At 58.3% G+C, this 14748-nt stretch carries 13 protein-coding genes and 1 pseudogene; 3 read left to right on the top strand and 11 right to left on the bottom strand.

Features of this window, described 5'->3' with window-relative positions:
* Window position 1: 1 nt before the first annotated feature.
* Window positions 2-856, bottom strand: a complete 855-nt coding sequence (locus tag BN1115_RS20970) for a MurR/RpiR family transcriptional regulator (RefSeq protein ID WP_167335576.1) — start codon at window positions 854-856, stop codon at window positions 2-4.
* 347 nt (window positions 857-1203) lie between these two features.
* Between BN1115_RS20970 and glk the strand changes: the two are divergent.
* Window positions 1204-2175 (top strand): annotated as a pseudogene (glk, locus tag BN1115_RS20965) (glucokinase); the annotation flags it as partial.
* 205 nt (window positions 2176-2380) lie between these two features.
* On the opposite strand, the gene BN1115_RS20960 reads toward glk, so the two are convergent.
* Complete coding sequence (locus BN1115_RS20960; RefSeq protein WP_042060561.1) at window positions 2381-2881, bottom strand: SRPBCC family protein; 501 nt, start codon at window positions 2879-2881, stop codon at window positions 2381-2383.
* Window positions 2882-3042: 161 nt separating this feature from the next.
* Here BN1115_RS20960 and BN1115_RS20955 point away from each other — a divergent pair, with 161 nt between their 5' ends.
* Complete coding sequence (locus tag BN1115_RS20955; protein WP_042658696.1) at window positions 3043-3462, top strand: GNAT family N-acetyltransferase; 420 nt, start codon at window positions 3043-3045, stop codon at window positions 3460-3462.
* Between the two features lie 4 nt (window positions 3463-3466).
* Here the strand turns inward: BN1115_RS20955 and BN1115_RS20950 are convergent, their stop codons facing one another.
* The 6 genes from BN1115_RS20950 to BN1115_RS20925 all read right to left on the bottom strand — a co-directional run bounded on the left by BN1115_RS20950 (window position 3467) and on the right by BN1115_RS20925 (window position 11422).
* The gene (locus BN1115_RS20950; RefSeq protein ID WP_042658695.1) at window positions 3467-3970 is read right to left on the bottom strand and encodes a hypothetical protein; all 504 of its coding nucleotides are present in this window, start codon (window positions 3968-3970) and stop codon (window positions 3467-3469) included.
* A 10-nt stretch (window positions 3971-3980) separates the two neighbouring features.
* Window positions 3981-4778, bottom strand: a complete 798-nt coding sequence (locus tag BN1115_RS20945) for a winged helix-turn-helix domain-containing protein (RefSeq protein WP_042658694.1) — start codon at window positions 4776-4778, stop codon at window positions 3981-3983.
* Between the two features lie 392 nt (window positions 4779-5170).
* Entirely contained in the window at window positions 5171-6697 is a 1527-nt protein-coding gene (locus BN1115_RS20940; protein ID WP_042658693.1) for a methyl-accepting chemotaxis protein, read from the bottom strand.
* 65 nt (window positions 6698-6762) lie between these two features.
* On the bottom strand, window positions 6763-7494 hold the full coding sequence (locus tag BN1115_RS20935) for a substrate-binding periplasmic protein (RefSeq protein ID WP_042658730.1): 732 nt from the start codon (window positions 7492-7494) through the stop codon (window positions 6763-6765).
* Between the two features lie 555 nt (window positions 7495-8049).
* Window positions 8050-9288, bottom strand: a complete 1239-nt coding sequence (locus BN1115_RS20930; RefSeq protein WP_042658692.1) for a uracil-xanthine permease family protein — start codon at window positions 9286-9288, stop codon at window positions 8050-8052.
* A 418-nt stretch (window positions 9289-9706) separates the two neighbouring features.
* A complete protein-coding gene (locus BN1115_RS20925) occupies window positions 9707-11422 on the bottom strand; it encodes an NAD-dependent malic enzyme (protein WP_042060575.1) in 1716 nt (571 codons plus the stop codon).
* 275 nt (window positions 11423-11697) lie between these two features.
* On the opposite strand from BN1115_RS20925, the gene BN1115_RS20920 reads away from it, so the two are divergent.
* Window positions 11698-12462, top strand: coding sequence for a substrate-binding periplasmic protein (locus BN1115_RS20920; RefSeq protein ID WP_042658691.1), 765 nt, complete (start codon window positions 11698-11700; stop codon window positions 12460-12462).
* 87 nt (window positions 12463-12549) lie between these two features.
* Here BN1115_RS20920 and BN1115_RS20915 read toward each other — a convergent pair whose 3' ends face one another.
* From BN1115_RS20915 to fdh3B, 3 genes are all read right to left on the bottom strand, one after another.
* On the bottom strand, window positions 12550-12960 hold the full coding sequence (locus BN1115_RS20915; RefSeq protein WP_244152308.1) for a DNA breaking-rejoining protein: 411 nt from the start codon (window positions 12958-12960) through the stop codon (window positions 12550-12552).
* 159 nt (window positions 12961-13119) lie between these two features.
* On the bottom strand, window positions 13120-14091 hold the full coding sequence (locus BN1115_RS20910) for a formate dehydrogenase subunit gamma (RefSeq protein WP_042658690.1): 972 nt from the start codon (window positions 14089-14091) through the stop codon (window positions 13120-13122).
* Window positions 14088-14747 (bottom strand): formate dehydrogenase FDH3 subunit beta, encoded by a 660-nt coding sequence (gene fdh3B, locus BN1115_RS20905; protein WP_042658689.1) that lies wholly within the window; start codon window positions 14745-14747, stop codon window positions 14088-14090. The genes BN1115_RS20910 and fdh3B overlap by 4 nt, the downstream gene beginning before the upstream one ends.
* Window position 14748 lies beyond the last annotated feature (1 nt).

Genomic DNA, 14748 nt, shown 5'->3' with positions numbered 1-14748 from the left:
TTCAGGAAGAGTGCGGGGTTTCGAAGCGGGATTCGCGCAATCCCTCTTTCACTTTTTTCAGATTTTCGCGAAATTTCATCCCCCGGCGCAGGGTAAAACCGGTCGCCAGTACATCCACCAGCGCCAGCTGGGCAATGCGGGATGCCATCGGCATATAGACATCGGTATCTTCCGGCACATCCATGGAGAGCACCAGATTGCACTCGCGGGCCAGCGGGGAATCCTTGGCCGTCATGCCGATCACGGTGGCATCGTTCTCGCGGGCCAGCGCGGCGATCTCCACCAGCGCCTTGGTACGGCCGGTGTGGGAGATCAGCACTACCACATCCCCTTCACTGCTGTTGATGCAGCTCATGCGCATCATGACGATGTCCTCAAAACTCACCACCGGAATATTGAAGCGGAAGAATTTGTTCTGGGCATCGCGCGCCACGGCGGAGGAGGCACCCAGGCCAAAGAAGCTGATCTTCTTGGACTGGGTCAGGATATCGACACAACGGTTGATGGCGGAGATATCCAGACTGTTTTTGGCGGCATCCAGACAGGCCATGGTGGATTCGAAGATCTTGGCGGTGTAGGTATCCGGCCCGTCTTCCGCTTCCACATGACGATTTACGTAAGGGGTGCCATTGGCCAGGCTCTGGGCCAGATGGAGTTTGAAATCGGGAAAGCCCTTGGTATCGAGACGGCGGCAAAAGCGGTTGACGGTCGGTTCACTGACGTCGGCCATCTTGGCCAGGGCGGCGATGCTGGAGTGGATAGCGGTCTGGGGAGACGCCAGGATCACCTCGGCAACCTTGCGTTCTGATTTACTGAAACTTTCCAAGTTGTTCGTAATTTTATCAAGGGTATTCATCATCACCACCAGGCGTTTTTGTAATTTAGCTTCAGTGTCTTTGCACTCAATCTACGGCTAAGCAGGTTTCCAATCAAGCTAAGGACTATACAAGACAAGCGGTTATGGCCACTAACGCCTGCCATACAAAGTATGACTCATCTCTAATTATTTCGTACTTTTCGTTACAAAACGTCACCTTGCCGTGAAAGCGCTTACAAATGTTGCAAAGCAACAACACTGTGAGCAGGCGCACGTTTGTATCGATCCGGCGAGTGAGCGGGGCCCGGCTCGGATAGAATGGGCCGTCATAATCCAACAATAATCTCGGGACACCACGGTCGTCCCCATCCTGTAACGAAGGAGTTGTTATGCAGCATACCCATGCGCTGGTCGGCGATGTCGGCGGCACCAATGCGCGTCTGGCCCTGTGTGAGCTGGCCACCGGTACTATCTCTCAGGCAAAGACCTACTCAGGTCTGGCCCATCCCAGCCTTGAAGCCGTGGTACGCCTCTATCTGGACGAACACAAGGTAGAAGTGGGTGAAGCCTGCATCGCCATCGCCTGCCCCATCAACGGTGACTGGGTCGCCATGACCAACCACAGCTGGGAGTTCTCCATCAGCGAGATGCAGAGCAATCTCGGGCTGGCTCGCCTGCAGGTGATCAACGACTTCACCGCCGTCTCGATGGCGGTGCCGGTACTGGCTGAATCGGATCGCATCCAGCTGGGCGGCTCGGCGCCGGTGGCTGGCAAACCCATCGCCATCTATGGCGCGGGCACCGGCCTTGGGGTCGCCCATCTGGTCAAGGCGGGCGAGCAGTGGCTGAGTCTGCCGGGTGAAGGGGGTCATGTGGATTTTGCCGCCAACAGCGAAGAGGAAGATGCGGTGCTGCAGGTGATGCGTGGCGAACTGGGTCATGTCTCGGCCGAGCGCTTCCTCTCCGGCCCGGGTCTGGTCAATCTCTATCGCGGGCTGGTGAAGTCAGATGGCCGTGAGCCCGAGCCATTCGCCCCCAAAGACATCACCGAGCGCGCACTGGCCGGGGAGTGTCTCGATTGCCGTCGTACCTTGAGCCTGTTCTGCGTGCTGATGGGTCGCTTTGCCGGCAATCTGGCGCTCAATATGGGTACCTACGGCGGCATCTATATCGCTGGCGGCATAGTGCCACGCTTTCAGGAGTTCTTTACCGGTTCCGGTTTCCGGGTCGCCTTTGAAGACAAGGGGCGCTTCAAGTCTTACCTCAAGGAGATCCCGGTGTTCCTGATCACCCACGAAGGGCCGGGGCTGCTCGGCGCTGGCGCTTACTTGCGCCAGTCGATGGGGATCAGCATCTGATTGAAGAGGGGCATGAGGCGGGATCATCCATGGTTCAGCCTCGATTCAGTGTGAATGGCATAAAGTAGCTGCACGTAACCAAGAGGGTTGTGCTTCACAAGGAGTGGAAAGCGACTCTCATCCGCTGGATACGTTTGTCACCTGACAAGCCTGAACTGTTTCAACCGGCCTTTTGGCCGGTTTTTTTTATGTCTGAGATCCGGGATTACTGAGCCAGCGCCTTCAACTGCGCCTTGTCCGGCGGATTGTTCCAGTCGATAGGGCCGTGGGTAAAACGGTACTGCAACCGTGGCAGGCTGGTCTCCAGCCACTCTTCCCGAAAATAGGCATAACCCTGATCCCAATCCGGATCGTTGGCCCAACCGCTCTGCAGGAAGTAGAGGCGAGTGCCCTGCCCTTCCGGCACAAAACGCAGGCACACCTGGGTTTTCTGCTGGCGGATATGGGGTAGGCTAGGTGGGAAATTCCAGCTGAAACTGAGCAGGTCATAGGGCATGACGGCCATGACCCGGCACCCTTCGCTGCCACGCTCACCCAAGGGCGCATCAGGCCTGAAGTAGATCTCGAAAGGGCCATTCGGTTCGGCCACCATCAAACATTCGGGAGCCAGAAAGCTGCGCAGACCGCTCTCGGTGGTCCAGGCGTGCCAGACATCGTCTATGTGCGCCGGAACAAAAATGTTGCCTTCAATCTGTTTATTGTCCATAAATCAGCGATCCTCAAGCCATCCATACATGGGACTCCGGCAGTATAGCCCCATGGCAAATACAATGGACAGAGCTTAATCACACCCTTGTCATTTGCATCAGATTAACCTGCCGCCACGCGGTTGCCTCAGCGAACAGTGACTTGACCCGGGAGGTCATCATGATCCGGCTCATGGAAGAACAAGACATTCCCCAACTGGCCCGGCTGTTTTTAAAGAGCCGCCGCCACACCTTTCACTGGGTCGATCCTGCCCGCTTCCAGCTCGAGGATTTCGAGGAACAGACCCAAGGTGAACAGGTGTGGGTAGCCGAACAGGGGGGCAATATCTGCGGCTTTATCGCCATCTGGCAGCCCGACCACTTCGTCCATCACCTCTATGTATCAAGCGACTGGCACGGTCAGGGGATCGGGCGCGCTCTGCTTGAGCGGGGCCTCGCTGATTCGCCGCGCGGCTCGCTCAAGGTGGCGACCCGCAACACGGCGGCATTAGCCTTCTACCATCGACTGGGCTGGCAAAACAGCGACGAGACAGGCCACTGCGAGGTCACCGGCCCCTGGTGCAAACTGCTCAGAAACTAGCGAGTCACTCCGCGCCTGCGCTTTGCGGCTGAACAGGCACCAGCGGTGCCGGGGGGAAGAACCAGCGGTAGAGATCGAACCAGCCATCTCGCTGGGCAATCACGACCTCGTGCACCGGATCGCGCTGGAAGATCGCCACCTTGTTTTCGGTCAGCGGCACCCAGGCGTAATTGACCAGCGCATATTGCGACTGGATCAGGTTGTACTCATTGAGATAGGAGTCATCGTTATCCGACTCGTGCAGCTGGGTACGACTGTCGATGAGGTAAACAAGCTGGTTGAAGAAGGTCAGTTGAAAACCGGTCACCCGCCACTTCTCCCGGGTCGCCTCCTCCTCTTCAATCACGGTGATTTTTCCCCAGCGACACACCCCGTGATAGTTGACCCCGTTGGCCGACATCTTCAGCTCGTAATGACAGCCCAGACTGTTGATAAACATCCCGGCCACAAACAGCAGCACCAAAAGCAGTGGCAACAGCAGCAAGGTATTTTTCAGCGTTCGTTTCATCAGAGATCCCTTACAGCGTTTTTTCGAGCTCTTTATAGGAAAGCACGCGGACCTTGTGGCCGGAAACCAGCACCAGCGATGCCGGTTTGACTGGTGGCACGTCACTCCTGGCCTCCATCTGGCAAACAACACCGGTAGGCGAGTCGGCACACTGCACATGGAGCCACTCGAAATGGAGATAACTGGCGACAAAGACCACCAGCACAGCCAGTACCAGATTGACGTAAACCAGACTCCTGACCAGCATCGGCCGCCCGATACCGCTTAGAAAAGCGAGTTTGACACGCTCAGAGAAGGAACGGGCCGCGGCAGAAACAGGCTCTCTGATAGCCTCATTCTCAGGCCGTGGTGATGTCGACGATGACGGCTCAGCCACAGCGGGCGTGGGTTCGCTCACCGGCTCGGGCAAGGGCTCACTCTCTGTAGGCAGCGGCTTGCCGTAATCGCACTTCATCTTGCAGTTCAGATGCAGGGAATACCCTTTTTTCGGGGTACTTCTGATATCCAGCGTCTGGGGTGATGACACAAAGTGGCGGCGAATATTGGCGATGGCCACGTTCAGGGAGTTGGGGCTGATGGGGCGACCCAGCCAGCCGATATCGAGCAGCAGATCCTTGTCGCACACCTCGTCCTGATGATCGAGCAGGTAGCTGAAAATAAGGCTCTCGGCCGATGACAAGCGCACCACTCTGGCGCCTTGCTCGTTGTCCTTGTCGGCACAGAAAATCAGCTCTCGCCTTTTGACATCAAAGACATAATCACCGAAGTGATAGGCCGATATGTTATTGCCTGGCGCAGCCCCCGTCATACCAACCACCTGTTATTTGCATTCATCATGAAGAAGATGGGATTCCACGCCCGATGAGGCCAGATGGCGACTCAGGATGTAGTGTAATGGCGCGAAATTTTAATGGGTCGGGATCAGCGGCACAATAGATGCAATCAGGCATAAGCGGGGAAAATGAAAATATGCGTCCAGCGCTGTCGGAGTGCGTATTGGCCAGAGCATGATGCTACGATGCCCACGCGTCGCAGCCATGCCAATCTCAACGGAACAGCGGCGTGAGCATGGCTAAAAGCTCCACGACCGGACAGGGGGCCCTGTCCCTCACAACATCTCGCCGCTCCGCACAATAAAGAGAACCGGCCCCGCAGGATGCAACGACATCATCGGCGGGGCAAAGGGGCAAAGTTGACTGACTAGACCCGAAACTGCTTGAGCAAGGTGTCGAGCTGGGCCGACAACTGGCGCAGATCGCTGCTGGCTTCGGCAACCTGTGCCACTCTGGCCGCACTCTCGCTGTTGAGCGTCGCAATGCGGTTGACGCTGTGACTGACCGCCTCCGCCACCGAGTGCTGCTCCTCCGATGCCTGGGCGATATACATGTTCATCTCGCGGATCAGGCTGACCTGATTTTTTATCTTCTCCACCGAAGCCTGCACATCTGCCGCCTCGGCACCGGCCCGGGAGGCCTTCTCTTGGCTCTGCTGCATCCCGGCCCCGACATTCTGGGTCGCTTGCTGCAGCCGCTTGATGCTGGCACTGATCTCTTCCGTTGACTGGCGGGTACGGCCTGATAAGGTGCGCACCTCATCTGCCACCACCGCAAATCCGCGCCCCTGATCGCCCGCGCGGGCCGCCTCGATGGCGGCATTGAGGGCAAGCAAATTGGTCTGTTCGGCAATGCCGTTGATCACTTCTATGATGGTGCCGATGCTGCTGCTCTCGGTCGATAGGGTACGCATCAGCGTAGCGACCCTCTCCACCTCGCCCACCAGCTGATGAATCGCCTCATTGGCATGGCCCGCCAGATGGTAACCCTGCTCCACATAGTGATTGGCCTCATCGGTGGCGCCGGAGGTTTTCACCGCGTTGCCAGCCACCTCCTGCACCGCCTGACTCATTTCGGTAATGGCGGTGGCGACCTGATCCAGCTCGGACTGCTGGGCGTCACTGCCAATACGGGTATCTGCCGAGAGCGTGTCGCAGCGCTCGGCATTTTGCAGCACACCGGCGGACAGCTCATTAATCTCCGCCACCATATCCTGCAGCTTGGCAATAAAGTGGTTGATGTTGGTGGCCAGCGCCCCCATCTCATCCTGACGGTTGATCTTGAGTCGCCGGGTCAGATCCCCCTCCCCTCTGGCCAGATCAAATACCGCCTGATTCATCTGATGAAGTGGCCTCAGCACATTGCGGTGAATCAGCACCATCAGCAACGCGATGATGCAAAGATCGAGCACCAGGATCTGCCAGACGGTAGTAAGCAACTGCTGGCGCAAGTGGGCCTGAATGGCGGCATCACTGGTTTGCACCAGCAATCTGGCCACGGTGTTTTTCTGGCCGCTGTCGTCATAGACCAGATCATATTCCCCATAGGCAGAGGTATCGGCAGGCATGGCCGTCACGGGGGCAATGGCGCCCGCCGTGTCGCGGGCAAACCCGGCCACCAGCTTCTCCTTGTTGACCACCAGTAAAGCGCTGAGGATGTCGGCCGCCAGCTCGGACTTGAGCGATGCCTCGATGAAGGTCGATTCATAATTCCACAGCGGGCCGGGCAGGGAGAGTTGCAGCCGGCCGATGGCCTGTTCGACCAGCGCACTCTGTTTGCTGTAGCTCTCCGCTCTGGCGGCGTTGTAGTTGTAAGCACCAAACAACACCAGCAGCAGACTCACCGACAGGGAGGTCAACACGGCGATCCTGAACGTCAGACTTTTCCAATCCATGGCTTCCTCCCGGTTTTTACGGCAGCCGGCGCAGTGCCATTGCGTGGCACTTGCTATTGGTACTGTTACTGGTACTTGGCATTGATCTTGTCGATGGTGCCATCCGCCTTCATGGCGGCCAGGATCTCGTTGAGCCTGGTGATGAGCTCATCGGGCGTATCCTTGTTAAACGCCAAGCTCATCTGGGTTTCCTTGAATACGAAGACCTGCTTGGGACTGGCGACTTTCTCCTTGTTGGCCAGATAGGGGGCCAGATACTGGCCGGTAGCCCAGAGATCGATGCGGCCTGCCTCCAGTTTTTTCACGTTGGCGGTGTCGTTGGCCGCCAGCTGCAACTTGGTGAATCCCTGCGCCTTGAGATACTCGGCCGCCGCATCGCCGTTATAGCCCCCCACCGAATACTGCTTGGCATCGTCCAGCGAAGAGACGGTGATATTGGCGGTCGAACTGGAGAAGAAGACCCAGTTGTTATTGACCAGCGGCCCGACCCACTTGAACAGCGCCTCCCGCTCCGGGGTACGGGTCGTGGAGTAGAGGGCGGTATTGGGGGTGCCGAGGGTATCTTCGTACGCCCGCTTCCACGGCATCAGGGTCAACTTGTATTCGACCCCGGCACGCTTGAACAGCTCTTCAACCACCTCGGTCGACAGCCCGACAATCTTGCCCCCCTCCCCCTGCATGTTGAAAGGCGGGTAATCCTCGGTCATCACGTTCAGTGGCGCCGCCTGAATCGCGCTCATCGCCATCATGGAAGAGACTGAAAAAATTGCACTTTTCCACAGCAGTTGATAGTTCATTGCAACCTCGCTTTGCTTGCCATTCATCCCTGAACATCCGCCATTACCGATGGCGGTGCACGTCTGACCCGCCGGGGTCATGCCGGCTTTCACGGCTCGCCGCCCACCCATGTGCAGCAGCAAACAGATCCGGATTTGGCCAGCGCGCGATAAAACGCCACTGGCGAGAGAGGCTCACAACACATCGAGGTGGAAAACATGCCAGAGCAGCATGAGGGAAGCGTGTGGACAGGGGCGGAAAAAACCGGTGCCGTGCAACAGCGCCGTGGCAGAGAAGGGGCGCATCGTTCCATGACAGGGGTTTGGGAGAGAAATGATTGAAAACGCCAACATCCATTTTCCCATACAGCTCAAGGAGACCTCAGAGCCAAACCTGTCCTTTAGCTAAGGTCACGAAAAGAGATACGTCAAATGAGAGAGCTAACCTCCTCATCTGCTTCCAGATTACCTTCCTGATGGGCTCAGCCGAGCCGAAAACAGGCGCAAGAGACCCGAAAAACAGAAGGCCACCGCGAGGTGGCCTTCTCCGAATCAACGATGAACGTCTGGCGACACTCAATCCTTGGCAGCCTCCATCACACCCTCTTCGGAGTGTGCCGGCAGGATCAGGTTGAGCAGGATGGCGGCAACGGAGGCCAGACCAACACCGGCCAGCGCGAAGTCACCAATCTTCATCTCCAGCGCCCCGACACCCACGGTCAGGGTCACGGCGACGATGGCGATATTGCGTGACAGCCCCAGATCCACCTTGGATTCCACCAGGGTCTTGAGACCGATGGCGGCGATGGACCCGAACAGCAGCAGCATGATACCGCCCATCACCGGCATCGGGATGGAGGTGAGCAGCGCATTGAACTTGCCGAAGAAGGCCAGAATGATGGCAAACACGGCGGCCCAGGTCATGGTGACCGGATTGAAGTTGCGGGTGATCATCACGGCACCGGTCACTTCGGCGTAGGTGGTCACGGGTGGGCCACCGATGAAACCGGCGAAGCAGACACCGATACCGTCACCGGCCAGCGTACGATGCAGGCCCGGGTTCTTGGTGTAATCCTGCCCGGTTACCCCACCGATGGCCAGCACGCCACCGATATGCTCGATACAGGGGGCAATCGCTACCGGCAGCATAAACAGGGCGGCAGCCCAGTTGATCTCCGGCGTTTCGAAGTGAGGCAGCGCCAACCAGGGGGTGTTGATCAGGCCGTCGAAGTTCACCTGGCCCATCAGCACGGCAGAGACATAACCGGCAATCACACCGCACAGGATGGGGATCAGCTTGATCCAGCCCTTGCAGAACACCGCTGCAATCAGGGTCACCGCCAGCGAGATACCGGCCAGCGTCAGCGCAGTTCCCGCAGGCACCACCTGCTCACCACCGGCACGGCCCATCGCCATGTTGCAGGCAACCTGCGCCACGGAGAGGCCAATCACCATGATCACCGGACCAATCACCACGGGCGGCAGCAATTTGTGCACAAAGCCCATGCCCCGCACGCGAATCAGTGCGGCCAGGATGAAGTACATGAAACCGGCGGCAAACAGGCCAAACATGGTGGACGGCAATCCCCAGGTCTGGGTGGCGTAGATGATGGGGGCGATGAAGGCAAAGCTGGAACCGAGGAAAATCGGGACCTGGCGGCGGGTGCAGAGCTGGAACAACAGGGTGCCCACACCGGCGCCAAGCAGGGCCATGGAGGGGTTCAATCCGGTGAGCAGGGGCACCAGAACCATGGCACCGAAGGCGACAAACAGGATTTGCAGCCCGGCGACACTTTGCTTGACTAAGGAAAACATGGATGTCCTTAATTTTTTGATAACTGATGGGGATATTTATCACTTTTCAGTTATCACAAGACTTTTTCAAGGCACAAAATGAACACAAACGCGTCACTTGTTACCTTTTACTGCTTGGGGAGGGCATGAAACTGGCTTTTTAGGCGGGATTCGTTGCTACAAGCATCGAGTATGCGATTTTACGCATTATTGTGGCGAACGCCAATCGTTTTTCTGCCCAGTTTATTGAGATTGAATTCAACAGGGTGATGTTTTGTACGCCAAGTGGAGAAAACCACGGGGACTTGACCCCGATGCTGACAAGCTCACTATCTGGCTACCCGCTCTGGCAACCAAAACCGGAACACAGCGGTAAAAAAGGGGGATGGCCATGCCATCCCCCTTTACTATCAATATGTTAGTAAAACCCGTACGTGACCTATACCCGACGATAGGGCAGGTAAACCGGCTCCCACATGTGGTGGAGGATATGCTGCTGCAGATCCTGACCGATCAGCGAATGGGAGGGATCCCGGCGCACGATATCTTTCAGCACCGCGGTCGCCACATGCACCGAAATGCTGCGCAGCTCGCGAATACGCGGATAGACGGAGCCCTGTGCCAAATCCTCCTCGCTCACGCACTCGGCCAGTGCAAAAGCGGCGGTGGTGAAGATATCCGGGGTGATCTCGCGGATCTGGCTAACAATCGCCGCCAGCCCCACACCGGGGAAGATAAAGACGTTGTTACCCTGACCGATACGGTAATCCTTGCCCTCAAAAGCGACATCCTTGAACGGGCTGCCGGTGGCGACGATAGCCTTGCCGTTGCTCCAGCGATAGATATCCTCCGGCAGCGCTTCACAGTTGGCGGTCGGGTTGGAGAGCGGGAACACCATGGGGCGCTCGCAGTGCTTTTGCAGCAACTGGATATGCTCTTCCTTGAAGGCACCACCCGAGCCGCTGGTCCCCAGCAACACAGTGATAGGCACGTGGCGCAGCACATCGGCCAGATTGGCCTTGCCCGCCACCTCTGTATCCCAGCCCGCCAGCAGCAGACCCGGCTTGGCATAGCGGCGTTTGTATTCGTCGAGCCCTTCGCGGTTGTCACACACCAGCCCCTGGGTATCCAGGATATAGATGCGATCACGGGCCGCCTGCGGATCCATCCCCTCGCGGATCATCCCCGCGCAAATCTGATCCGCGACGCCAACCCCGCCAGCGCCAGCACCATAGACCAGATAGTTCTGCTGGCCGAGGGTTTCCCCCTTGACCTTGACCGCGCCTATGATACCGGCCAGCACCACGGCGCCGGTGCCCTGAATGTCATCGTTGAACGACGGCAGCGCCTGCTGGTAGCGGGCCAGATTGTTGAAGGCGTTGGATTTGCTGAAGTCTTCCCACTGCAGCACGGCATTGGGGAAGTGACGCTTGACCCCCTGCACGAACTTGTCGATGAAATCTTCATATTCCTTGCCACGAATGCGCTTGTGCGGGCGGCCCAGATACATGGGGTCATCGAGCAGTTTCTGGTTGTCGGTGCCCACATCCAGCGCGATGGGCATACAGCAGGCAGGATGGATCCCGGCCCCCAGGGTATAGAGCGCCAGCTTGCCGATGGGGATCCCCATGCCGCCGACCCCCTGGTCGCCGATCCCCAGAATGCCCTGGCTGTCGGTGACAACGATAATGCGGATCGATTTGGCATCGAAGTGGCGGGCCTGGATCCCCATGTCATCCACGTTGTCGGGAGTGATATAGAGACCACGCGGCTTCTGGAAGCGGTGGCTGAACTCCTGACACGCCTTGCCGACGGTCGGGGTATAGATGTAGGGAGTCATCTCCTCCACATGGCGCGACAACAGAGCGTAGAAGAGGGTTTCGTTGCGATCCTGCAGCGCCCGCAGGTTCTGGTATTTTTCGATGTCGCTGCAGGCACTCTTGAACCCTTCATAAACCCGCTCTAGCTGGGCTTCAAAGGTTTGCACCTGAGGGGGCAACAGGCCGTCGAGATCGAAATCGGCCCGCTCCTGTTCGGTGAAGGCAGTGCCCTTGTTGAGGTATCGATTGTTGAGCAGATCGGTGCCGGTCAGTGCAACGGGGCGAAAAGCCTGTCCCTGAGCATCTTTCCACAGCAGATATTGTCCGGTAGCCATAGTCATTCTCTTTGATTTACGTGAAATTGCCGTTCGGCAGGAGAGTAAGACTCATAATGAAATCAATCATATGACGTTTAATCGATCGGTTTTGTGAGCTTGGGCATACCCTGCGGCCAAAATAGGCGCCCGGCGCCCTCGGCGGGACAAATATCCACGGCAAGGAATGAGACTCATGTTAGCATTGCGGACAACCCAACCCCCTTAACCGCATTCCAGCCGGGAGTGACCCTGATGCCCTCGACTCAGCCAGCCTGCGCCCCCTTCTTGTTGCCATGCGCCTGATCCCGCTGCTTGCTCTGTGGTTGTGTCTGACCTGCCAGTCGGCTCTCGCCGCACCGGGGCGGGTGCTCAATATCATCGTCGGCGAGTGGCCCCCCTTTGTCTCGGAGCAGTCGAAACAGCACGGGCCGGTGGCGCATCTCATCCGCGATTTGTTCAAGGAGGCGGGCTATGAGGTGACGTTTCACTTCGCCCCCTGGGGGCGGGTCTATTCGCTGGCGGCCAACAGCCAGCTCTACGATGCCACCGCCGTCTGGATGTACAAGCCAGAGCGGGAACAGGATTTTCTGTTCAGCGAGGCGGTGCTGCAGGAGCAGTTTGTCTTCTTCTCCCTCAAAGCACGGAAATTGCAGGCCGAGCGCCTTGAGCAGATCACAGGCATGCGGTTGGGGGGCGATATCGCCTACAGCTACGGGCCCGAGCTGGACAAGATGGTAGCCGACGGCAAGGTAACCCAACAGAAAGTCACCGACGTGAAACAGAATTTCGGCAAGCTGCTGCGCGGGCGGATCGACCTCTATCCGCAAGAGCTGCGAGTCGGTCTGGCCGAGTTGCAGAGCCAGCTCGACCCCGCCAGCGCGGCACTCATCACCCACAGCCAGACCCCATTTCTGCGCAACGACAGCTTCGTGATGTTCCCGCGCAAGATGCCGGGCTCAGCCAAACTGCGGGATCAATTCAATCAGCAGTTGCAGCAGGCCATCGCCAGCGGACGTTATAAGCGCTACTTCGAACAGCTTTCCCGGGGGGAATATTGACCATGGCGAGGCAAAAACAGAGGGGATGAAACAACGGTGGCGGTCCTTTGTGGCCGCCACCGCCGTGATGCTTGTCAGCTGCTGGCATTAGCCGCTGATGCCCACCTCCAGCTTGAACGGCGTCTTGGCCTTGCTGCTCTCGGCCGCCCCCATCTGGTAGACCCGAATGGTATAAGTGCCCTTGGCTGGCAGGGTCGACTCAAAGTTGTTCCCTTCGGTAGAGCCGATAAAGATCGCCTCCCCCGTGCTGCCTGGCGGCAGAATATTGAAGTAGGGCTTGCCGGTCAGGATCACCACCATGCTCTGGCCCTTGTTGGCCGTCAGCTTGTAATCGAGGGTCTGACTGCCCTGAATGGTGCCGTTGATGGTCGCCCCGGACTCCCCCTTCTTGAACTGCACCTGCTGGGTCTTGATCCCGTCAGCCGCATGCGCAACGCCCGCCATACCACCGAATAGCGCCGATACACATACCGCAGCCAGCCATGCTTTTTTCATCATTTGTCATCCCTTATGTGAATGGAACCCCTGTTACTGTTGCTCAAGGTGGCCTAAAAAACCATCGCCGTTTGCGGCATCGCTCAATCAATTTGCCATCACCATCGACCCGCCATCAAAAGGGGCGCCGCAGCGCCCCTTCTCTTTACTTTTTGTCGACCATCAGCTTGATTTGCCCGTCTTGGGCTCATCGAGGGTGTGCTTCACCTCTTCATACCAGAGGTCGTGGTGCTCCCTGGCCCAGGTCTCGTCCACCTCGCCGGTCACCATCCCCTCCAGCGCCCCTTCCAGCTGGAACAGACCCATGTAGATATGGAAGATAAAGCCGCAGATGAGGATCAAGGCGCCTACGATATGGATAAAGCTGGCCCACTCCATCTGGCGGCGCAGCTGGCCGAAGATGGGGAAGTCCAGAAACAGCCCGGTCGCCACCACAATGCCGCCAAACCAGATCAGCAGCCAGAAGATCGCCTTCTCACCGCCGTTGGAGAAGCCCGCCGAGGGGTGACTTCCCTTGTGCTTGCCGAGCATGCCGCCAAACTTCATGAACCACTGCACATCCACCATATTGACGATGTTGTGGCGGAACCACTTGATGAGTACCCCCATCAGGCAGAGGAAGAAGAGCGGCCCCACATAGTTGTGGAACACCTTGGCAAACCATATCCAGTTCTCCCACACCCCGAGGCTCACCACCGGCTTGATGAAGTACTTGCCGTAGATGATGGCCAGCCCCGACCCGGAGAGGGTCAGGAACATGGCCGCCGTGGTCCAGTGCAGCGCCCGATCCAGCCTGCTCCAGCGCTTGAGCTTGCGCCCGGTGCGCGGTTTGGAGAGCTTGGTCTGCCCCACGATCAGGTACATCAGACCGCACATGGCCAAGGATCCGAAGATAGCGATGGCACCGAGCGGCGACACCCACTTGGTCTTTACCTCGAACCAGAGCTGGCCCGGCACCGAGATCAGCACCCCGTGCTCCGGCGAGCGGGAGGTGGTCACCCCCTCCTGCCCATCCTTCACCGCCCGCCAGTAGTCGGCGCCGGCAAAGCCGATCGTCTCCTTCTGCGCATCGGCGAAGCCGGGCGCGCTGAACAGCAGCAAGGCCGTCAGCAGCGCTGTCAGCCAGTGTCTCATTGGCCATCCTCCTGCTTGCCAAGCTTGAGCCCCTTGCCTCTGCCATCGTGAGGTTTGCTGGCATCGCGATAGAGCGCCTTATCATCCTCACCCCAGCCCGCATGAGGGGCGCCGCGATAGGCGACCCGCTCGCGGAAGATGTCGGATATCACCTGCGCATCCCCTGCCAGCAGCGCCTTGGTGGAGCAGAGCTCGGCACACATCGGCAGCTTGCCCTCGGCGATGCGGTTGGCACCGTACTTCTGGCGCTCCGCTTCACTGTGATCCTCTTCCGGGCCACCGGCGCAGAAGGTGCACTTGTCCATCTTGCCCCGATCGCCAAAGGCGGCGGTTTTCGGGAACTGGGGCGCCCCGAACGGGCAGGCGAACAGGCAGTAGCCGCAACCGATGCAGAGATCCTTGTTGTGCAGCACGATGCCGTCGTCAGTGTGATAGAAGCAGTCGGCCGGGCAGACCGCCATGCAGGGGGCGTCGGTGCAGTGCATGCAGGCGACCGAGATGGAGGTCTCACCCGGCAGGCCGTCGTTGAGGGTCACCACCCGGCGGCGCTGAATGCCCCACTCGAGGGCATCGTCGTTCTCGTTCTTGCACGCCGTCACACAGCCGTTGCACTCGATGCAGCGCTTGGTGTCACACATGAATTTCATTCTGGCCATG

It is taken from the genome of Aeromonas allosaccharophila (genome assembly GCF_000819685.1).
GTDB lineage: Bacteria > Pseudomonadota > Gammaproteobacteria > Enterobacterales > Aeromonadaceae > Aeromonas > Aeromonas allosaccharophila.
The sequence above is the reverse complement of the archived record's forward strand: the minus strand, read 5'-3'. Positions and strand labels throughout refer to the sequence as shown.